A 20,166-nucleotide genomic window follows, 5' to 3' on the forward strand; every position below is an offset into this window, starting at 1 on the left:
ACAGACCGCAACCCCCCCCCCCCCCCCCCACCCCCCCCCCCCCCCCCCACCCCACCCCCCCCCCCCCCCCCCCCCCCCCCCCTTTTTCTTCCCCCCCCCCCCCCCCCCCCCCCCCCACCGCTCAGTCCGCCGACAGCACCCAGCCCGCCGCCTCGATGCGCCCCGCGTCCCGGGGCCGGGCCGCGTCGAAGACCGTACGGTCGCCGTCCCCGACCCGCGGGGCGTCCACGTAGGCCCCGCGCCCCACGTACAGCTGGTCCGTGGTGTAGCGCCACCTGAGCCGGACACGCTTCCCGCGCCACGCCGCCAGGTCCGCCTCCAGCCGGTGCCAGACCCGCCCCGACCATCCGGAGACCCAGCCCTCCGGATGGGGCCGCGGCTCCGGCCGGTGGCGGCCAGGCCCCGAACCCGCGTGACCGGCATCCGGCCCCGACCTCACCGTGGTGAACGGAACCGGGCGCCACTCCTGCCCCGCCGGCACCTCCAACACCTCCAGCACCAGCCGGTCGGAGCCGGGTTCGGTGTCCCACCACAGGCCGCACTCCAGCCGGGCGCGTACGGAGTCCAGGCGCAGGGCGGGCAGGGTCAGCGTGGCGGTCGACGCGCTCGCCATCTGGGAGAACCAGGCCGTACGCCCTCGCTCCGGACGGACCGGCACCGCCCGCGCCAACTGGTTGGCCGTCGCCACCCGGGGCGCGCTGCCCGAGCGCCAGCTCCGCACCGGATGGACCGAGTTGCCCAGCACCACCAGGAACGTGTCGGTCGACGGGTCGAGCACCAGACTGGTCCCGGTGAACCCGGTGTGGCCCGCCGAGCGCGGTGTGGCCATCGCGCCCATGTACCAGTGCTGGTAGAGCTCGAAGCCGAGGCCGTGCTCATCGCCGGGGAACGCGGTGTTGAAGTCGGTGAAGAGGAGGTCGACGGAATCCTCGGCGAGGATGCGGGAGCGGCCGTAGACCCCGCCGTTGAGCAGCGTACGGGCGAGGACCGCCAGGTCCCAGGCGCAGGAGAAGACCCCGGCGTGCCCGGCCACCCCGTCGAAGCTGTAGGCGTTCTCGTCGTGCACCTCGCCCCAGACCAGACCGCGTTCCAGGCCGGACCAGGGCAGCCGGGCGTCCTCGGTGGCGGCGATCCTCGGCTTCCAGGAGGCGGGCGGGTTGTAGCGCGTGCGGTGCATCCCGAGCGGAGCGGTGATCTCGTCGCGGAGCAGGACATCCAGAGTGCGCCCGGTGATCTCCTCCAGGATCAGTTGCAGCGAGATCAGATTGAGGTCGGAGTAGAGGTAGGCGCTGCCCGGGGCGGACGCCGGGACCTCCTTCCAGAGCATCCGGAGCTTCCCCTCCCGGGTCGGCTCCTGATAGAGCGGGATCCAGGGCCGGAAACCGGAGGTGTGCGTCAGCAGCTGACGGACCGTGATGGTCTGCTTGCCGCCGCCCGCGAAGTCCGGGAGGTACGTGGCCACCGCGGCCTCCAGTTCCAGCGCCCCGCGCTCGATCTGCTGCACCGCCAGGATCGACGTGAACAGCTTCGAGATCGAGGCCAGGTCGAAGACGGTGTCCTCGGCCATCGGGATCTGCCGCTCCGGAGGGAACTCCACCCCGGTGTCCGTCGTCTCGTCGTACGCCGCATAGCGCACCGCCTTGCCGATCGGCCGGTGCAGCGCCACGGTCCCGCCCCGCCCGGCGAGCAGCACCGCGCCCGCGTACCAGGGGTGCTTGGGGGAGTCCGCGAGATACGCCTCCGCCTCTCGCACCAGCTGGTCCAGCGGTCCCTGGAGCAGCCCGGCACGCGCCGCGCTGCCGCGCCGCAGCGTGGGCCGGTGCGGAAGTGTCCCTGGTGCCATGCCCGTTGCCGCTCCCGTATCCGTCGTCGCCGGGTCCGCGCCCGGTGCTCTCCCTTCGGCCGCCCCGGCCAGGGGGACCGGCGCCAGGACGAGCGCGCCGCCCAGCGCCAGCATCCCGCCGCCCAGTCTCCGGCGGCCGATGCCGCTCCCGGTGGCTCCGCCGGCCCTTGCGGGCGCCCCGTCCCCCGCCGCGTACCCGCTCATCCGCAACTCCTTCCCGTGCCCGGAGCCGGCCGCCGCCCGCGCCACGACCCCGGCGCGAAAGCAACTTCCGAAATCCCGCCGAGCAGTGAAAGTTCCTGCCGCCGCCGAGGCTACCGGCGCCTCCGCCGCCTCGTACGCCTCCGGTCCCGCAGAGAACCTGACCCGGCATCAGAAGACCTCTTCCCTCGGCCGCACGGCTGACGGATGTGCGGGACCGTCCCCGCGCCCGCCGGGATGGTCCCGCACTCAGGCTCGGCAAAGGTGCGGCCGGGCCGGGGGCCGGGTCAGGAATCGGTGACCGGGCTGCTGCCCAGCCTGATGTTGTCCACCGCCCAGTACCAGTTGTTGCCCGCGTTGTGGACCCGGAAGCCGACCTTCACCGATGTCGCTCCGGAAGGTACGGGGAAGGAGCAGGTGACCAGGCGGTTCTGCTGGTCGCGGCCCGCGTTGGTGTTCCCCGACGCCGCGCTGGAGTAGTTCAGGACGCGCGAACTCGCGCCGGTGTCGAACGCCACCGTGACCTCGGCCTCCTGCGGGCTCTCCTGGCGGTAGTGGGAGTCGAAACCCAGGTGCAGCGTCGGGGTGTCCGCGGGGATCGTGATGGCAGGCGTGGTCAGCGTCGAGTCGAAGCGGCCGCGGGCGGCCGGGTTGCCGGTGTCGTCCCAGTCGTCCGGGTCGGCGACGGCGACGATGCCGAGGGCCCGCTGGAACGCGGCGCGTTCCTGGCCCGCCGGGAACCAGAACTGCCGGGAGAGGAATGACCAGCCGTTCAGCTCCTTCGTCCCCTGGGGCATGCCCGGCGCGTTGGTGACGGTCCAGCCTTCGGGCGCGGTCCGGGTCCACCCGGTCAGACCGGGCCGACTCAGATCGGCGGCCGGCGCCAGGTGCCCGGACAGGGACTCGAAGTCCTCGGCGAGCAGGTAGCCGGTCATGACGGGGCCGACCCGTGCGGCCAGTGAACCGGTCTGCTCGACCCTGCCCCGGCCCGAGCGCGCGCCGACGGTGGCCTCCAGCGTCGCGGAGGTACGGGCCGCGGCAGCCGGGGCCACGACCTCCCACACGATGTCCGCCGAGGCGCGGGCCGGAATCGAGGCGGGGGCGCCGGGGGCCTGGGCGGCCTTCCAGCCGGGCGGGACGGCGAGTGCGCCGGCCAGGTCGGTGAGCGGGGTGCTCCCGGCGTTGGTGACGGTCGCGGTCACGGTGAGCGGCTTGTCCGGGGAGAGTACGCAGCCGTCGGTACGGGGCGAACTGGCCGGGGCCGTCAGCTCCATGCTGACCGCGGGGGCGACCTCGGCGCGGATCCGGGCGTCGGCGATCCGCAGCAGCCCGGAGCCCTCGGCGCGCGCGGTGGCGATCAGGGTCGCGGCGGTGGCGCCGACGGGCGGGGTGACCGTGAAGCGGAGTTCGGCCGAGCCCCCCTCGGGGAGGGTGCGAGGGGCGGCCTTGACGGGTTCCACCGTCCAGCCGTCAGGGGCGACCAGGTACACCTCGGGGTCGCGGAGCCTGCCCCGGCCCTGGTTGCGTATGCGTACCGCGACCTCGGCGGGGCTGCCCTGCACCAGCGGGGCCTTGAGCGGGGGCAGCGGTTCGGGCAGGGTGATCGTCGCGGCCAGCGCCGGTGCGGTCCCGGTGGCGGGGTCGGTGGTGGCCCGGTCGCCCTCCGCCGCGCGACCGGTCATCCGGCGCAGGAAGCGGGGATCGCTCTCGTCGAGGACGACGATGTCGTACCAGCCGTGCTCGGCCAGGGGTACTGTCACGGTCCGCTTGCGGCCCGGCGCGAGCCTGACGGTCCGGATCCGCTCCTGGCCGCGACGCTGGTACGTGGTCTCGCCGATGAGGAGCGTGCGGGTCCGGGCGGAGGGGTTGCTGCACGTGATCCGGACGCTCCGCGCGCCGACCCGCTCCACCGCGTGGGCCTCGGCGCCCACCCCGCTGCCGCGCAGCTCCCACCGGGACCAGCCCGGTCCGTGCACCTGGAGGTCGTATCCGTCGGGCCCCTGGGGGAAGGTGCCGGTGGCCGCCTCCCGGCCGGCGACGGTCCAGGTGCGCGGGGCAGTGCCGTCAGCGCCGTACGCGGTGACGGCGGCGGCACGGGAGCGGTGCAGGTTGCCGATGTCCAGCGACACCCCGGTTTCGGTGACGTCGGCGCGCAGCGAGAGGAGGTAGGGCGAGGGTCTGGTGGGACGGACGCCGGTCTCCTGTGCGGGCAGTGCCTGCTGCGCGGGCGGTACCGGGTTCCAGCGGCCGATCGGCGGGGGTACCGGGCCCGGCCGCGCCACCTCGGGCTGCCGGTGTGCGCGGTCGAAGTCGAACACGGAGGTCAGGTCGCCGAAGACACTGCGGCGCCAGGCGCTGATGTTGGGTTCGTGGACTCCGGTCCACTTCTCCAGGAAGCGGATCACCGAGGTGTGGTCGAAGACCTCGGAGGCCACGAATCCGCCGACGGTCCACGGTGAGACCACGGTCATCGGTACGCGCGGGCCGGGGCCCACGGGGCGCCCGCCGACCCAGTCGTCTCCGCTGCCGCTCTCGGGCCGGGGGGCGGTGGGGGACGGTACGTGGTCGAAATAGCCGTCGTTCTCGTCGAAGTTGATGAACAGCGCGGTCCTGGACCAGGTCTTGGGGTCGCTCGCGATGGCGTCCAGCAGGCCGTAGACCAGGCCTGCGCTGCCGGCGGGGGTGGACGCGCCGGGGTGCTCGGACAGTGCCGCCGTCGGCACCACCCAGCTGACCTTGGGGAGCGTCCCGTTGCGGATGTCGGTCCTGATGCGGCTGAGCAGGGTGCCTGGTTCGGAGCGGTGGGCACCGCGCTGGAACAACCGCCGTTCCTGCCCGGTCAGGGAGTTCACGCCGGTGCGGAACCTCGCCAGGGCGGCCTCTCGCTCGGCGGGGCTCCTGGCCCACAGCTTGTCGTAGAACTCCTCGGTGGTGGCGTACGGGAACCCGGCGGCGTCCAGGATCTTGCGGCCGATCCGCTTCCACGGCTTGAAGTACTCGACCGCGTTGTCGGTGAAGTTGTCCCACTCCTGGTAGATCTGCCAGGAGATTCCGGCGGCTTCCAGGCGTTCGGGGTAGGTCGTCCAGTCGTAGCCGGCGTGGGTGTAGGAGTACGCGGCGTTGGTGACGGCCCGGCCGCCGCCGTTCGGCTCGAAACCGGTGGTGCCGGTCCACAGGTAGTTGCGGTTGGGGTTGGTTGATCCGAAGACGGAGCAGAAGTAGGCGTCACAGATGGTGAAGCGGTCGGCCAGTTCGTACTGGAGGGGGATGTCCCGGCGGTCGTAGTAGGCCATGGTGCTCTGCCCCTTGGCGGCGATCCAGTCGTTCCACCAGCCGTTCGCGCGGGCCTGCACTCCGTCGGCGAAGCCGTGCGGCAGCGAGCCGAGGTACTGGATGTCGCCTTCGGGGCGGCCCGCGTCGACGGCGGCCTTCCGGGCGGAGAACGGCAGGACGGCCGGGCCTGCCGATCGGGGCTGCTCGAAGACGCTCGCGCCGTCGGGCAGTCGCAGCGCCGTCCGGTCGCCGTAGCCGCGCACCCCCCTGAGGGTGCCGAAGTAGCTGTCGAAGGAACGATTCTCCTGCATCAGGACGATCACATGCTCGATGCCCCGCAGACCGCCGCGCGGCATCGGCGCGGCCATGGCCTGAAGGAGGGAGGGGGGCAGGACGGAGAGCGCGGAGCCCGCGGCGACTGTACCGAGGACCCTGCGACGTGAAATGTCGGGCATGCCCGGAGAGTAGGGCGCGGTCCAGCTCACCCGAAACCCCGCCGGCCGGGGGTTCGCCCAGTGTTCATGCCGGAGCAGCGAACGATCTCCGCACGTCAACACGGCGTTCGCCGTCGGACCTCGGTGCCCGGGCCGCGCTGGTCCCGGAGCTCCACCGGGAATGCCCCGCCACGGTGCCGCGAGGTGCGCAGGACCTCCTCGACGGCCGGTCAGGCGATGCGGGCGACCCAGGTGGTGCCGTCGACCGCACGCCCCTGCCCGCCGGGCACCGGGAGGGCGAAGCCGTGCGCCGCCCCGCCCAGCGTGCGGTGACCGGCCGCACCCAGCAGGCGCCCAGGAGGCGCCCCGGCAGACGGGGTCGGCGATGCGGTGACGGTCCAGGGCCGGCACATGGCGGGCAGCGAGGCGCCCGGTCCACGCGTCGTACCCGGCGGCACACCCGCGCATCGACTCCTCGGCCTCCCGGCTCGGACCCACCGGAGCCGGAACCTTCAGCAGCCTCTCCACCGTCCCGACACTCCCCGACACTCCCGACACCCCCTTGACCCGCCGTGCCCGGCCGAACAGGATCGCGCCATGACCGGTGTACGCAGCTGCACAGTCGACGGCGTCCTCACCCGCAGCGCCCGCCGCGCCCCCGAACGGACCGCCCTGCGGTACGGCGACCGGGCCTGGAGCTACCGGGCCCTGGAGGCGGCGGTGTCCACCGCGGCCGCCGTCCTGACCGGCGATCACGCGCTGCACCCGGGGGACAGGGTGGCCTCGTACGCCCACAACTCCGACGCCTGCCTGATCGCCTTCCTCGCCTGCGCGCGGGCCGGGCTCGTCCACGTACCGGTCAACCAGAACCTCACCGGTGACGACCTGGCCTACCTCCTCGACCAGTCCGGCTCCGCCCTCGTCCTCACCGACCCGGACCTCGCGGACCGCGTCCCCGCCGGCCGTCCCGTACGGGCTCTGCACGACGCCCCGGGCTCGCTCCTGGACGCCCTGGGGACCGAGCGGCCCTTCACCCCGGAAGTCGCCCCGGGCTCCGGGGACCTGGTGCAGCTGCTCTACACCTCAGGGACCACGGCCCTGCCCAAGGGCGCGATGATGACCCACGGGGCCCTGGTCCACGAGTACGTCAGCGCGATCACCGCCCTCGGCCTGGCGGCGGGCGACCGGCCCGTGCACGCGCTGCCGCTCTACCACTCCGCCCAGATGCACGTCTTCCTGCTGCCGTATCTGGCGGTCGGCGCGGACAACACCATCCTGGACGGGCCGGACGCGGGCCGGATCTTCGACCTGGTCGAAGCGGGGCTGGCCGACAGCCTGTTCGCCCCGCCCACCGTCTGGATCGGCCTCTCCAACCACCCCGACTTCGCCACCCGCGACCTCTCCGCCCTCCGCAAGGCGTACTACGGGGCGTCGGTCATGCCCGTGCCCGTCCTGGAACGGCTCCGCGCCCGCCTGCCCCGTCTGGCCTTCTACAACTGCTTCGGCCAGAGCGAGATCGGCCCGCTCGCCACCGTCCTCGGGCCCGACGAGCACGAGGGGCGGATGGAGTCCTGCGGCAGGCCCGTCCTCTTCGTGGAGGCCCGCGTGGTCGACGAGGAGGGCCGCGAGGTCCCCGACGGCACGGCGGGTGAGGTGGTCTACCGCTCGCCCCAGCTCTGCACCGGTTACTGGGACAAGCCCGAGGAGACGGCGGAGGCCTTCCGCGACGGCTGGTTCCGCTCGGGCGACCTGGCGGTCCGCGACAGCGAGGGCTACTTCACCGTCGTCGACCGGGTGAAGGACGTCATCAACTCCGGCGGCGTCCTCGTCGCCTCCCGCCAGGTGGAGGACGCCCTCTACACCCACCCCGCCGTCGCCGAGGCGGCTGTCGTCGGCCTGCCCGACGAGCACTGGATCGAGGCCGTCACCGCCGTCGTGGTCCTGCGCGGCGAGGCGAGCGGCAGCGAGCTGATCGCCCACGCCCGCGAGAAGCTCGCCCCTTTCAAGGCGCCCAAGCGGGTCGTGTTCGTGGACGAACTGCCCCGCAACGCCAGCGGGAAGATCCTCAAGCGAGAGCTGCGGGACCGGTTGGCCTGAGGCCGGTACGCCTCACAGCCGCCCCGAGCCCCCTCTACAGCCGCCCCGCCTCCACGATCCGGCGCAGGAACGACCTTGTCCGCTCCTCCCGGGGCGCGCCGAACAGCTCCTGCGGGGCGCCGCGTTCCAGTACCACGCCCGCGTCCAGGAAGCAGACCTGGTCGGCCACCTCGCGGGCGAAGGCCATCTCATGGGTGGCGATCACCATCGTCATGCCCTCGTCCTTCACCTCGCGGACCAGGTTCAGCACCTCGCCCACCAGCTCCGGGTCCAGGGCGGCGGTGATCTCGTCGAGGAGCAGCAGCCGGGGCCGTACCGCCAACGCCCGGACGATCGCCGTACGTTGCTGCTGACCGCCGCTCAGCCGGTCCGGGTACTCGTCGGCCTTGGCCCCGAGCCCCAGCCGCTCCAGCAGCTCGCGCGCCCGCGCCTCGGCATCGGCGCGGGAGAGGCCGTGGACGCGCTGCGGGGCGAGGGTGATGTTCTGCAGGACGGTGAGGTGCGGGAAGAGGTTGTACGCCTGGAAGACCACCCCGATCCGGCGGCGCACCGCGTCCGCGTCGGCCCGGGGGTCGGTGATCTCCTCGCCGTCCAGCCAGATCGCCCCGTCGTCCACCTCCTCCAGGAGGTTGGCGCACCGCAGCAGCGTCGACTTGCCGGACCCCGAGGCGCCGATCAGCGCGGTCACCGTGTGCGGGGCGACCTCCAGGTCCACGTCCCGCAGCACCAGCGACGTACCGAACGACTTGCGGACCGCCTCCATCCGCAGCACCGGGCCTCCGGGCGCGGGTGCCGTGCTCATACGAGTCCTCCCTGCGCCCGCCGCCGGTCCATCCGAGCCGTCACCCAGTCGGTGAGCCGGGTCATCGGGATGGTCAGCGCGACGAAGACCAGTCCCGCCACCACGTACGGGGTGTAGTTGAAGTCCTTGCTGGCGATGATCTGCGCCGCGTACACGGCGTCGACCGCACCGGCGATCGAGACGAGACCGGTGTCCTTCTGGAGGGAGACCAGGTCGTTGAGGAGAGGCGGCACCACCTGGCGTACCGCCTGGGGCAGCACCACGAACCGCAGGGTCTTGCCGCTGCTGAGCCCCAGCGACCGGGCGGCGGCCCGCTGCGAGGGGTGCACGGACTCGATGCCGGCCCGGAAGACCTCCGCCACGTAGGCCGAGTACGTCAGCACGAGCGCCGCGCCGCCCAGCAGCACCGGGTCGTTGGTCACGCCCTCCAGACGCAGCGCGGGCACGCCGAAGACCACCATCAACAGGCAGATGATCAGGGGGAGTCCGCGGAAGAAGTCCGTGTACGCGGTGGCCAGCGCCCGGATCGGGAAGAACACCGGACCGCGCAGCGTACGGGCCACGGCCAGCAGCAGCCCGAGCGCCAGCACGGCGCAACCGCACATCAGCAGCAGCCGCAGATTCAGCCACAGGCCCTCCAGGACCTTGGGCAGTGCCTCGCTCGCGTAGTGCGGGCTGAAGAACGTCTCCTGCGTGCGCTGCCAGCCCGGGGACCCCGTGATCAGGAAGTACAGCACCACCCCCGTGACCAGGGTGCTGGTCGCGGCGATGGCCGTGGCCCGCCGGGTGCGGGCGCGGCGGTGGCGTTCACGGGCGAGCCTGCGCTCGGAGGGGGTGTAGGTGTCCGTGCCCACCACGGGCGGCGTCTTGTGCAGCGTCACTTGAGCACCGGCGCGTCGACGGCGTCGGAGAGCCATTCCTTCTCCAGGGCGGCGAGGGTGCCGTCCTTCCGCAGGGCGTCCACCGCACCGCTCACGCAGGAGGTGAGGGCGGACTCCTTGTCCAGCACCAGACCGAACTGCTCAGGATTGTCCGTGGAGTTGGGGAACTGGCCGACGACCGTCGCCTCCGGCACCTCGGCCCCCGTGATGTAGAAGGCGGTGGGCAGGTCCACCACGATGGCGTCCACCTGGCCGGTCTTCAGCGCCGACTTGGCGAAGTCGTTGCGCTGATAGACGGCGGGCTTCCGGTCGGGCTTCACCAGGTCGTTGATGAACTCCAAGCTGGTGGTGCCCACTTGGGCGCCCAGCTTGACGTCCTTCAGATCGGCCAGGCTCGTCGCCTTCGCGGCCTTCGACGACTTGAGGGCGACGACCGCCTGACGCACGTCGTAGTAGCCCGAGGAGAAGGCGACGGCCCTCTTCCGATCCTCGTTGATGGAGACCTGGTTGATGTCGAAGTCGAACTTCTTGGCGCCGGGCGCGAAGGCGCTGTTGAACGGCGTGTGCTGCCAGACCACCGCGTCGCGGCCGTAACCGAGCTGCTTCGCCACGGCGTACGCCACCGCCGACTCGAACCCCTTGCCGTTGGACGGCTCGTCGTCGGAGAACCAAGGGGCGTACGCGGGCTTGTCCGTGCCCACGGTCAGCTTCCCCGGGACCTCGGTGGCGAGCTTGCCCGGCGCGCACGCGTCGGCCGTCCCGCCGGCCTGGCCCGATCCTCTCGTCTGCGGCCCGGCCTCCGGCTGCGGGGCGCAGCCGGTGAGGGCGGCGAGGAGGACGGCGGCGGAGCAGACGGCGGCGACCAGGGAACGGTTGGCGAGATGCATAGCGGGAGACTCGCAGTGCGCGGGCGTCCCTGTCGAGATTTTCGAGCAACTGCCCGCATAGTGAGAAGGGGTGTTGCGGACGTGTGAACTCCGTGGTGGGAGGCCCCTCTTCGGGGGGCCTGACTCACTCCGCCCCGGTCTCCCGCAGGTCCACGATCCGTCGGATCTTGCCCACCGAACGCTCCAGCGACTCCGGGTCCACGATCTCCACGCCGACCGACACCCCGACGCCGTCCTTCACCGCCGCCGCGATGGCCCGCGCCGCTCCCTCCCGTGCGCCGGCCGTCGCGTCCGGCCGCGCCTCCGCGAGGACCGTCAGCGCGTCGAGCCGCCCGTGCCGGGTCAGCCGGAGCTGGAAGTGCGGGGCGACGGCGGGCGTACGGAGCACGATCTCCTCGATCTGGGTGGGGAACAGGTTCACCCCGCGCAGGATCACCATGTCGTCGCTGCGCCCGGTCACCTTCTCCATCCGCCGGAACGTCCGGGCCGTCCCCGGGAGCAGCCGGGTCAGGTCCCGGGTGCGGTAGCGGATCACCGGCATCGCCTCCTTGGTCAGCGAGGTGAAGACCAGCTCCCCCTCCTCCCCGTCGGGCAGCACCTCACCGGTGAACGGGTCCACCACCTCCGGGTAGAAGTGGTCCTCCCAGATGTGCAGCCCGTCCTTGGTCTCCACGCACTCCTGCGCCACCCCGGGACCCATCACCTCGGAGAGCCCGTATATGTCGACCGCGTCGATCGCGAACCGGTCCTCGATCTCCCGGCGCATCGCCTCGGTCCACGGCTCCGCGCCGAAGATCCCCACCTTGAGGGAGGTCGCACGCGGGTCGACGCCCTGCCGCTCGAACTCGTCCAGCAGCGTCAGCATGTACGACGGCGTCACCATGATGATCTCGGGGCGGAAGTCCTGGATCAGCCGCACCTGGCGGGCCGTCATCCCGCCGGAGGCGGGGATCACCGTGCAGCCGAGCCGCTCGGCCCCGTAGTGCGCGCCGAGCCCGCCGGTGAACAGCCCGTAGCCGTAGGCCACGTGGACCTTGTGGCCGGGCCTGCCGCCCGCCGCCCTGATCGACCGGGCGACCACGTCGGCCCAGGTGTCCAGGTCCCGTTCGGTGTAGCCGACCACGGTCGGGCGCCCGGTCGTCCCGCTGGAGGCGTGGATGCGGCGGACGTCCCGCTCCGGCACGGCGAACATCCCGAAGGGGTAGTTGTCGCGCAGATCGGCCTTGGTGGTGAAGGGGAAACGGGCGAGGTCGGCGAGCGTACGGCAGTGCTCCGGCCGCAGTCCCGCCCCGTCGAAGGCTGCCCGGTAGAAGGGGACGTTCTCGTAGGCGTGCCGCAGGGTCGTACGGAGCCGTTCCAGCTGGAGGGCCTCCAGCTCCGCGCGTCCGAGCCGCTCCGCCGCGTCCAGCATGGCTGTCATCAGGGCCCTTCCTCCCGAACCGGGCGACCGATCATTCGGTCGATCTTCCTGGGAGCAGTAATTCAGGAGGCCGGGGGCGCTGGCAAGAGCGGCGCACGGATCATCCCTGCGGACCGGGGCGGGGCTCGCCGGCTGCTTCCCGCCTGCTTCTGCGGATCGGCTCGTGGCGAAGCCCGTTGCGCGCAACCCCGTGCGCCTGTTCGGATGGGCGGTATGCCGACCTTTCCCGCGTACGACACCACCCGGCTCGCCTACCACCTGGTGGGGGAGGGGGAGCCGCTGATCTGCCTGCCCGGCGGCCCGATGCGGGCGAGCGCCTGCCTGGGGGACCTGGGCGGGCTCGGTGCCGTACGGCAGCTGGTCCTGCTCGACCTGCGCGGAACCGGGGACTCCGCCGTACCCGAGGACCCCGCGACCTACCGGTGCGACCGGCTCGTCGACGACGTGGAGGCGCTGCGCGAACACCTCGGCCTGGACCGGATCGACCTGCTGGCCCACTCGGCGGGTGCGGACCTGGCCCAGCTGTACGCCGCCCGCTACCCGGAGCGGCTGCGCACCCTCACCCTGATCACCCCCTCCACCCGGGCAGCCGGCATCCCCGTCACCCACCAGGACCTGCGCGACGCGGCCCGGCTGCGCAGCGGCGAACCCTGGTACCCCGAGGCCCGGGCCGCCCAGGAGGCGCTGCTCGCCGGCGGGCCCTTCGCCGAGCTGTGGCCTGCCGTCCGGCCGCTCACCTACGGCCGCTGGGACGAGACGGCGAAGGCCCACGCCGCCGCCTCCGCCGGGCAGACCAACGCGGAGGCGCGCGGCCGGTACGACGACGGCGCCTACGCACCCGCCGCCACCGTCCCCGCCCTGCGCGAGCTGACCGCGCCGGTCCTCGTCCTCGCCGGGGAGCTGGACGGCCACCCGAGCCCGGACCGGGCGACGGAGCTGGCCGCGCTCTTCCCGTACGGCGAGTTCACCGTCCAGAAAGGCGCGGGGCACTTCCCGTGGCTCGACGATCCGGGCGCCTTCTCCCGTACGGTCGCGGCCTTCCTCGACGAGGAGGTCCAGAGCGTGTCGGCGGGCGGGGTCCGGCTCGCCTACCGGGTGTGGGGCGACCCCGCCGCCCCGCCCGTCGTCCTCCTCCACGGCCGGGCCGGCTCCTCCCTCACCTGGACGCGGATCGCCGAGGAGCTGGCCGCCGAACACCGCGTGTACGCCCCCGACTTCCGGGGCCACGGGCTCAGCGACTGGCCCGGCCGCTACTCCTTCGAACTGTTCCGCGACGACCTGCACGCCTTCCTGGAGGCCCGCAACCTGGCCGGTGCCACCGTCGTGGGGCACTCCATGGGCGGGGTGGCCGCCTGCCTCCTCGCCCAGCGCGAACCGGGGCTCATCGGCCGGCTCGTCATCGAGGACGCCCCAGCGCTTATCCCGCTCGACCCGCCCCGCCCGGCCGCCGTACGCCCGGAAGGCGAGCTGGACTTCGACTGGCCCGTCGTCCCGCACACCGACGCCCAGCTGAACGCCCCGGACCCGGCGGCCCGGGAGCGGCTGTCGGAGATCACCGCCCCGACGCTGGTCATCGGCGGCGGCGCGACGAGCCACGTCGACCAGAAGCAGCTGGCCCACCTGGCGGAGGCCATCCCCGGCGCCGAGTTCGTCACCATCGATGCAGGCCACCTCGTCCACACCACCCGGCCGGACGCGTTCCTCGCCGCGCTCCGGTCGTTCGGCCTGGGCTGACCGTCAGCCCGGCGGGGCCGGGACCCGTCGGTGCGCTCCTCGCGCGCCGCGATCCAGGTCGGCAGCCCGGCCAGGACCTCCCGGTAGAGCTCGGCGTCCGAGATCTCGCGCGGCGCTGGGCGACGGCAAGGGCCCGGTGGAACGGTCCGCCCCCGTCGTCCGCCCCATCCCGGCCGCCGCCACCGCCTTCGCCCAGCGGTAGTCCGCCGTGCCGCTCGGGGAGCGCCGGATCCGGTCGGTCAGGACCAGGACGCGCGGGACCTTCCGCGGGGGAGGCGGCTCAGGCCAGCGGGCAGCTGACCGGGAGCACCCGTTCGGTGAGCCGCCCCAGGAGCAGGCCGTCGGCGAACTCGGCCTCGGTGAGCCAGTCCGCCACCGTCAACTGCTCCACCAGCGGCTCCAGCCCCTCGGGCTCGACGCCGCACCAGGAGGCGAGGGGCTCCACCTCGACGCCCCGGCCCTCGGGCCCCAGCCGCCCGTCGGCGCTGGTCCGTACGGCCAGGGCCAGGGCCAGCAGCCGGACATCGGCACCGGTCTTCTTCTTGCGCAGCTTCTTGTCGCCCACGACCCGCTGCGCCCAGCCGCTGAGCTTGGGGCGTGTCTTGCGGCCGAAGACGAAGGGACCCGGGCCGTCCTCGTCGGGCATCAGGGAGGGGATGGTGATCGGAGTGGGGCTCTCCGGGCGGGAGGCCAGCAACTCCTCGACCGTACCGGGGAAGGAGAGCCAGCCGCTCTCCACGAGCCGGCCGATCAGCTCCTCGGGATCCGTCAGGGGCAGCCCCCTGACGTCCTGCCCCACCAGGTTGCCGGTGCCGGTGAGCGCCGAGCGCAGGGTCAGCAGCAGCGCCAGGAGGCGGGCCTCCGCGCCGGGCACCGGGGTGTGCTCGGCGACGTGGGCGAGGATCGCCCGTGCGTGGTCCCACTGCGTGAGGCCGGGCAGCAGCCGGCTGGTGACCTGCCCGTCGCCCGCCGGGCTCTGGCCGGTGCGCTGCTGGTGCTGGAGGAGAGCGGCGGCGGCCGCCTGCTCGGCACGCTCCGCCTCCAGCCGCAGTTCGGTCTCCCCGCTGACCTCCGCCCAGGTCCTGAAGGCCTTCGCCTTGCGGGAGTGCAGCTCGGAGAGTTCGGCCAGATCCGGTTCCGGGCGCTGCTGGTAGGCGCGGAAGAGATCGCCCAGCTCGATCAGCTCCTCGCGCAGAGCGACGGGGTGCAGGTCGAACGGCACGATCCGCTGCGCGATCTTCCCGGACCGGCGCTTGCGACGCGGCCGGGGGGGACGGGGGGCGGGTGCCGCCTGGGGGCCGGGGGCGGGGGACGAGGCGGCGTGGGAGAACTGCGGACCGATCTGGGCGGGCGGCCTGGGCGCGGCGGACCGGGCCCCTCCCACCGGGTCCGCGGACGGGGTGGGTCCGGCGGCGGACGGGGCGGTGACCGCCGGGGCCGTGGCGACGACCTTCGCCGAGGGGTGGGCGGCCGCACAGCGCGCGCAGCACTCCAGGGCCCGCCACCAGCGGCCCTGCCGGTCGTTGATGACGGCCAGGACGACCGGGCCCCCGCACCGCGACGCCGGGGCGCGGTCGCGGGGGCCGTCGGTCCGCACATGGGTGTGGCAGTCCTCGGCCCGGCAGGCGCAGTACGCCTCGGGCCGGGGCCCGGACGCGGCCCGCAGATGCGTCGCCAGGTGCGCGACGGCGGCGGTACGGCCGACGGCGGCGGACGGCAGGACCTGGGGGGCGCAGCCCGGACGCCCGCACGAGACGCGTACCGCCGTACCGCCCCGGTCGGCCGGGTCCAGACGCACCATCCACGCGCGTCCCGCCACCCGCTCTTCCAGCCCGCCCACTGTGCCCTCCACCGTCATCCTGTCCTCTTCTCCGGCGCATCGCCGTGTCCGTCTCGCGGCGCACCGCCGTTTCCGCGCCCGCCGCTGCCACGGCGGACCGGGCACGGCGGTGATCCAACGGTATGCGGCACACGGGCCCGTCGTGCAGGAACTTGCGCCGATTCCACGCGGAAGAGTCGAGGGTGTGCCCGAACGTGCGCCGACGCGGTGCCGAGAGGGTAGGGGCGGGGGTGCCGCGCACGATGTCCGCCGGTGGCCGGAAGGCCGGACCCCGGGCGGGCCGGGCCCGGGCCCGGCTCCGCAACGTGAGCCGGGCCACGTACCATGTGAGCATGTCCTTCCTCCGCCGCCGCAGCGCCGCAACACCCGCGGGCCCGGACTTCGATGTCCTGGCCATGGATCCGGGGGACTGGCCCGGCAACCTGGGCGCCGGTCTGCTCCCCGCGCCCGACGGCAGCTGCCAGGGTGTGTTCCTCCGTTACGACCTGTACGGCGGCCGTGGCCCGGCCATGATCATCGGTAATCTCCCGGAGGGCTCGCCCGCCCGCGAGACCGAGGAGGGCCAGGTTCCCTTCGAGGTCGCACAGCTGCTGCTGGCCCTGGAGAACGACGAGCCGATCGAGGTCGTCAGCAGTGAGGACGTCCCCGTGATGCAGGGCGACAACCTGCTGATCGTCCGCCGGGTGAAGCTCTCGGAGAGCCGTATCGCCTGCGTCCAGTTCGACCGCAGCGACGGCGTGCTCGTCACCATCGCAAGCTGGGACCGACCCATCACCGACGATCTCTACACCCTTCTGAAGCCCCTGCCCGCCGAGCTGTTCCAGCAGGGCTGAAACGTCTCTGCATAGGCCGCCCGAATATGCCGGGCGGCTGGTATTCATGCCCGACCCCTCCCTCCGTCCGGCCACCGGAGCGTCCGGCCGCGGGAGTGCTCGGGCATGGCGAACGGCCCGCCGCGTGTCAGTCGCGACGGGCCGTTCGGCGTCCGGCGGTGGCCGTGCCGTCCGAAGGGGCCGGAAACTACCCCCTGCTGCCCGCCAGTTCGGCCATCAGCCGGGTCACCTGGGCCGCCGAGGTGCCGAGTCCGGTCGGCCCCGCGAGGATCTGCGGGGCGCCGTGCCCGCGTCGCAGGTCCTCCTCCCGGTAGCGGCGGCAGCCCCGGTGCCAGATGAGGATGCCCGCGAGCCAGTGCTTCAGCTCCTGGACGTAGCCCGCCAGCACCTCGCGCGCCTCGGCGTCGAGGGCGAAGTCGTCGTACAGGACCGGTAGTTCGACCTCCGCCACATGCAGGAACTGCCGCAGCCGGGACTCCATCAGGTCGTGCACGATCCGTACGCCCGTCGGGTAGTCGACCCCGAAGAAGTTCTGCACGACCAGGACCCCGTTGTGCACCTCACCCTCGTACTCGATCTCCTTCTGGTACGAGAACAGGTCGTTGAGCAGGCACGCGTAGTCGGCGGCCGCGTTCTCCAGGGACCGCATCGGGCCACTGCGGTAGACCGCCTCCGGCACCTTCCTGCCGTGGGCGAGCCGGCACAGACTCATCGTCAGGTCCGAACCGAAGGTCGCCCGCCGCATCTCGGTGTAGTCGACCGGATCAGGGATGCGGTTCTGCGCCTGGTTGGCTAGCTCCCACAGCCAGCTCTCGGTCATCGACTCGATCGCGGTCCGGAAGGAGCGCCGCCCGTCCAGGTCCATCGGCTCCGCCGTCCGCTGCCACAGATCGCCCAGCGACCGCTCCAGGGCGTTCACCGGCTCCGGGACGGCCTCCCCGTCCAGTGGCATGAAGAGCGAGAGCCGCTCGTTGGCCAGCCGGGCCCCGGCCAGGTCCCTGGTCCGCCCGTGCACCACGGGGAACCAGTCGTCACCGTACGTACCCCACGCCAGCCACGCCGAGGAGATGTCCAACTCGTCCGGTGAGGCGTCCGGGTGGATGCCCGCCGCGCAGAGGGGGAGGTCGATCGCCAGGATCCGCTCCTCGTCCCAGATGTGCGAGCCCGGGACCCCCGGCTGCGCCTGGAGGATGCCCATGCGGCGCGCCCAGTCGACCAGCCGGAGCCGGGCCCCCTCCAGGTGCGGGCTCAGCGTCGTGGAGAACGGCAGCTTCAGGTCGGGGACGATCGAGGGCCCGACGTGCTGGAAGGGCCGGTGGCTGTGGCTGCGGGCCCGTGACGTCTCCGAGCGGAGGGTGAACCTGATCGAGGCGGCGGACATACCGAAGCCCGCCACCGCCTCCCCGGCCCCGCCGCCGTTCATGTACCGGCTGGAGCGCATGTGCCACTCGTGGCCGCCGGACTGCCAGTCCTGGAGCCCCTTGACGTACGCGAGGACGGAAGCGGTCTGCGCCGGGTCGAGGCCCTTCTCCGCGCAGAGCGGGCCCAGCTCGGTGAGAGCGGTGTTCTCGAACTGGTGGAGCCGCGAGGTCAGCAGGTCGTTGACGGCCTCGGCGGCCTCCTGGGTCGTGCACCCGAGAAACTTCTCCAGGACCAGGACCCCGTTGCTGTTCTCGCCCTCGTCCTCGACCTCGCGCTGGTACGAGAAGAGGTCGTTGCGCAGGTGCACCCCGTCGGAGAAGGCGTCCCGAAGGACCCGCAGCGGGCGCGACTCGGCCACGGCGGCGGGCACCTCGGCGTTCGCCGCGTACTCCACGAGCCCGGCCGACCAGGGGGCGCCGCCGACCTTGCGGCGCATCTCGATGTACTCGACGGGGTTGGCGATGCGGCCCTCGTTGATGTTGGAGAGCTCCCACAGCGACTCGTTGAGCAGGTTCTCCGTCGCCACCGCGAACCGGGCCCGCCAGGCGTCCGACATGGCGGGGACCGTCCGCTCCCACAGGTCGGCGAGGCCCGCCTCGACGGGGTTCTCCGGCTCGGGCACGGCAGCCCCGCGCTCCATCGGCATGAAGGCGGGCAGCCGGTCGAGATAGCGCTTGGCGCCCTCACGGTCGGGCGTGCGCTTGAACAGCTCCAGGAAGTGGTCGTCGAAGAAGAAGACCCACACGTACCAGTCGGTGACCAGGGACAGTGCCTCGGCCGAGCAGTCCGGGTGGGTGTAGGCGCAGAGAAGGGCGTAGTCGTGCGCCTCCAGGTCCTTCTCCTCCCAGATGCCGGATCCCTCCAGCATCCCCATCCCGCGTGCCCACTCCCGGGTGTGTGTCCGTGCCGCCTCCACATGAGGGTTGAGCCGGGCCGGATACGGAACATAGAAGTCCGGCAGTGAGAAGGGCTGTGCCATGTGCGTCAGGCCTTTCCGGAAGGCTCCGCGCGCGAGCGCGGACCGATGGTGTCCGCGCCAGCCCTACCCTTCGGCCAACCGGGGCACGCGCCAGAGGGATTAGTCAGATTAATGGCGGTCTGGTCGGCGCCCGGTCTGCGTCTGTTCTGTGCGCCCCTTCTGTGGGGCGGCCCGCTCGGTGTGCGGGGTCGAGTCGGTGCGTGCCGACTCGATGGGGATCGACTCAGTACGCGGAGTCGACGTTGTCGATCGAACCGTAGCGGTCCGCGGCGTAGTTGGCGGCGGCGGTGATGTTGGCCACCGGGTCGGTGAGCTTCTTCGGGGTGCCCTTGACGTGGTACGCGTCGAAGGTCGGCTGGATCACCTGGAGCAGGCCCTTGGAGGGGATGCCGTTGCGCGCGTTGACGTCCCAGTCGTTGACGGCGTTCGGGTTGCCGCTGGACTCGCGCATGATGTTGCGGTGCAGCCCCTCGTAGGAGCCGGGGATGTTCTTCTTCTTCATGATGTCGAGCGACTCGCGTATCCAGCCGTCGAGGTCGTCCGCGTACTTCTTGGGGGCCGTCTTCTCGGGGGCGGCCTTCTTGGGAGCGGCCACGGCCTTGCGCTCGGTGGAGCGGTTGGCGGCCTGCTTCTCGGAGCGCGCCTTGTCGGCGGCCTTCTTCGCCTCGGCCTTGCGCTCGGCGGCGGCCTTCGCGGCTGCGGCCTTCTTCGCCTCGGCCTCGCGCTCGGCAGCGGCCTTCGCGGCTGCGGCCTTCTTCGCGGCGTTCTCCGCCGCAGCCTTCTTCGCGGCGATCTCCTTGGCCGTCGGGGCGCCGGTGGCGGCCTTCTCGGCGGCGATGGAGGACTTTGCGGCGGTGGGCTGCGCCTCGCTCTGCCCGCCGGTCGCGGTGATGGCCGTGACGGAACCGGCCGCGACGAGCACGGCGGCGGCGAGCTTGTGGGAGCGGGTGATGCGGATGGTGCGGGGCATGCGTAGCTCTTCCTGTGGGGGACGGGGCCTGCGGCCATGGGCCGCGTGAGCAGAGACCGAGAGAGGTCGGCCGCCGACCGCCGTGGGGCGCTCGTCGCAGGCTCGGTCTCGGTGCTTGCCGGGATCCATGGTTAACGGCCGCCGACACAGGAGGCAATGACCCCCATTACTAGGATAAGTAGTAGATAAGAAGGAATATCCCTTTTGGTGTTTTCGTCGGGCCGCGGGGAAGGGGTCGCACCCACTACCCCGGCTCGTAGGTGACATGGGTCTCGTGGCGCGCCTCACCCCGGGACGCCCCTCGGGTGGCCGTCGGTCAGTCCCCCGTCACGGAGCGCCGCCGCACAGGCCCCTGTCCACCTGCCTGTTCGCGCCTGTGCCCCGTACGCCCGCGCCTGTGCCCCGTACGCCCGCGCCTGTACGCCGCTGCCCCGTCCGGACACGGCACAGGGGGGGGGGGGGGGGGGGGGGGGGGGGGGGGGGGGGGGGGGGGGGGGGGAGCTTCCTGCGCCGGTCGTTGTTTTCGCTCTTGTTCTCGTACATCCCCACA

13 protein-coding genes and 1 pseudogene are annotated in these 20,166 nt (G+C 72.6%); 3 read left to right on the forward strand and 11 right to left on the reverse strand.

Annotation, left to right across the window (positions count from 1 at the left end):
• Positions 1-121 precede the first annotated feature (121 nt).
• The 3 genes from AC0682_RS23705 to AC0682_RS23715 all read right to left on the reverse strand — a co-directional run bounded on the left by AC0682_RS23705 (position 122) and on the right by AC0682_RS23715 (position 6,209).
• Positions 122-2,047, reverse strand: coding sequence for a serine hydrolase domain-containing protein (locus AC0682_RS23705; protein WP_478534988.1), 1,926 nt, complete (start codon positions 2,045-2,047; stop codon positions 122-124).
• 284 nt (positions 2,048-2,331) lie between these two features.
• Positions 2,332-5,772 (reverse strand): phosphocholine-specific phospholipase C, encoded by a 3,441-nt coding sequence (locus AC0682_RS23710; protein ID WP_478534989.1) that lies wholly within the window; start codon positions 5,770-5,772, stop codon positions 2,332-2,334.
• A gap of 209 nt (positions 5,773-5,981) precedes the next feature.
• On the reverse strand, positions 5,982-6,209 hold the full coding sequence (locus AC0682_RS23715; RefSeq protein WP_478534990.1) for a hypothetical protein: 228 nt from the start codon (positions 6,207-6,209) through the stop codon (positions 5,982-5,984).
• Between the two features lie 139 nt (positions 6,210-6,348).
• Here AC0682_RS23715 and AC0682_RS23720 point away from each other — a divergent pair, with 139 nt between their 5' ends.
• A complete protein-coding gene (locus AC0682_RS23720; protein ID WP_478534991.1) occupies positions 6,349-7,848 on the forward strand; it encodes an acyl-CoA synthetase in 1,500 nt (499 codons plus the stop codon).
• Between the two features lie 34 nt (positions 7,849-7,882).
• On the opposite strand, the gene AC0682_RS23725 is transcribed toward AC0682_RS23720, so the two are convergent.
• From AC0682_RS23725 to paaK, 4 genes are all read right to left on the reverse strand, one after another.
• Positions 7,883-8,650 (reverse strand): amino acid ABC transporter ATP-binding protein, encoded by a 768-nt coding sequence (locus tag AC0682_RS23725; protein ID WP_478534992.1) that lies wholly within the window; start codon positions 8,648-8,650, stop codon positions 7,883-7,885.
• A complete protein-coding gene (locus AC0682_RS23730; RefSeq protein WP_478534993.1) occupies positions 8,647-9,531 on the reverse strand; it encodes an amino acid ABC transporter permease in 885 nt (294 codons plus the stop codon). Before AC0682_RS23730 ends, AC0682_RS23725 begins: the two co-directional genes overlap by 4 nt.
• Complete coding sequence (locus AC0682_RS23735) at positions 9,528-10,418, reverse strand: ABC transporter substrate-binding protein (protein ID WP_478534994.1); 891 nt, start codon at positions 10,416-10,418, stop codon at positions 9,528-9,530. Before AC0682_RS23735 ends, AC0682_RS23730 begins: the two co-directional genes overlap by 4 nt.
• A gap of 124 nt (positions 10,419-10,542) precedes the next feature.
• The gene (gene paaK, locus AC0682_RS23740; RefSeq protein WP_478534995.1) at positions 10,543-11,838 is read right to left on the reverse strand and encodes a phenylacetate--CoA ligase PaaK; all 1,296 of its coding nucleotides are present in this window, start codon (positions 11,836-11,838) and stop codon (positions 10,543-10,545) included.
• Between the two features lie 213 nt (positions 11,839-12,051).
• On the opposite strand from paaK, the gene AC0682_RS23745 reads away from it, so the two are divergent.
• Positions 12,052-13,572 carry an alpha/beta fold hydrolase gene (locus AC0682_RS23745; protein WP_478534996.1) on the forward strand — a complete coding sequence of 507 codons (1,521 nt, stop codon included), beginning with the start codon at positions 12,052-12,054 and terminating at the stop codon, positions 13,570-13,572.
• 38 nt (positions 13,573-13,610) lie between these two features.
• Here the strand turns inward: AC0682_RS23745 and AC0682_RS23750 are convergent.
• Both AC0682_RS23750 and AC0682_RS23755 read right to left on the reverse strand, forming a co-directional pair.
• Positions 13,611-13,691: pseudogene (locus tag AC0682_RS23750) on the reverse strand (VWA domain-containing protein); the annotation flags it as partial.
• A gap of 161 nt (positions 13,692-13,852) precedes the next feature.
• Positions 13,853-15,430, reverse strand: coding sequence for a hypothetical protein (locus AC0682_RS23755; protein WP_478534997.1), 1,578 nt, complete (start codon positions 15,428-15,430; stop codon positions 13,853-13,855).
• Between the two features lie 314 nt (positions 15,431-15,744).
• Between AC0682_RS23755 and AC0682_RS23760 the strand changes: the two genes are divergently transcribed.
• Entirely contained in the window at positions 15,745-16,245 is a 501-nt protein-coding gene (locus AC0682_RS23760) for a hypothetical protein (protein ID WP_003971159.1), read from the forward strand.
• 187 nt (positions 16,246-16,432) lie between these two features.
• Here AC0682_RS23760 and AC0682_RS23765 read toward each other — a convergent pair whose 3' ends face one another.
• Positions 16,433-18,646, reverse strand: a complete 2,214-nt coding sequence (locus AC0682_RS23765) for a terpene synthase family protein (protein ID WP_478534998.1) — start codon at positions 18,644-18,646, stop codon at positions 16,433-16,435.
• Between the two features lie 223 nt (positions 18,647-18,869).
• Positions 18,870-19,616, reverse strand: a complete 747-nt coding sequence (locus AC0682_RS23770) for a transglycosylase SLT domain-containing protein (protein ID WP_254813144.1) — start codon at positions 19,614-19,616, stop codon at positions 18,870-18,872.
• Between the last annotated feature and the right edge of the window lie 550 nt (positions 19,617-20,166).

This window comes from Streptomyces sp. NPDC043746 (assembly GCF_056436485.1).

Bases quoted from the DNA above. Each gene is read 5' to 3' on its own strand.
- AC0682_RS23705 (WP_478534988.1), bottom strand. From the start codon at position 2,047: ATGAGCGGGTACGCGGCGGGGGACGGGGCGCCCGCAAGGGCCGGCGGA.
- AC0682_RS23710 (WP_478534989.1), bottom strand. From the start codon at position 5,772: ATGCCCGACATTTCACGTCGCAGGGTCCTCGGTACAGTCGCCGCGGGC.
- AC0682_RS23720 (WP_478534991.1), top strand. From the start codon at position 6,349: ATGACCGGTGTACGCAGCTGCACAGTCGACGGCGTCCTCACCCGCAGC.
- AC0682_RS23725 (WP_478534992.1), bottom strand. From the start codon at position 8,650: ATGAGCACGGCACCCGCGCCCGGAGGCCCGGTGCTGCGGATGGAGGCG.
- AC0682_RS23735 (WP_478534994.1), bottom strand. From the start codon at position 10,418: ATGCATCTCGCCAACCGTTCCCTGGTCGCCGCCGTCTGCTCCGCCGCC.
- paaK (WP_478534995.1), bottom strand. From the start codon at position 11,838: ATGACAGCCATGCTGGACGCGGCGGAGCGGCTCGGACGCGCGGAGCTG.
- AC0682_RS23745 (WP_478534996.1), top strand. From the start codon at position 12,052: ATGCCGACCTTTCCCGCGTACGACACCACCCGGCTCGCCTACCACCTG.
- AC0682_RS23755 (WP_478534997.1), bottom strand. From the start codon at position 15,430: ATGACGGTGGAGGGCACAGTGGGCGGGCTGGAAGAGCGGGTGGCGGGA.
- AC0682_RS23760 (WP_003971159.1), top strand. From the start codon at position 15,745: ATGTCCTTCCTCCGCCGCCGCAGCGCCGCAACACCCGCGGGCCCGGAC.
- AC0682_RS23765 (WP_478534998.1), bottom strand. From the start codon at position 18,646: ATGGCACAGCCCTTCTCACTGCCGGACTTCTATGTTCCGTATCCGGCC.
- AC0682_RS23770 (WP_254813144.1), bottom strand. From the start codon at position 19,616: ATGCCCCGCACCATCCGCATCACCCGCTCCCACAAGCTCGCCGCCGCC.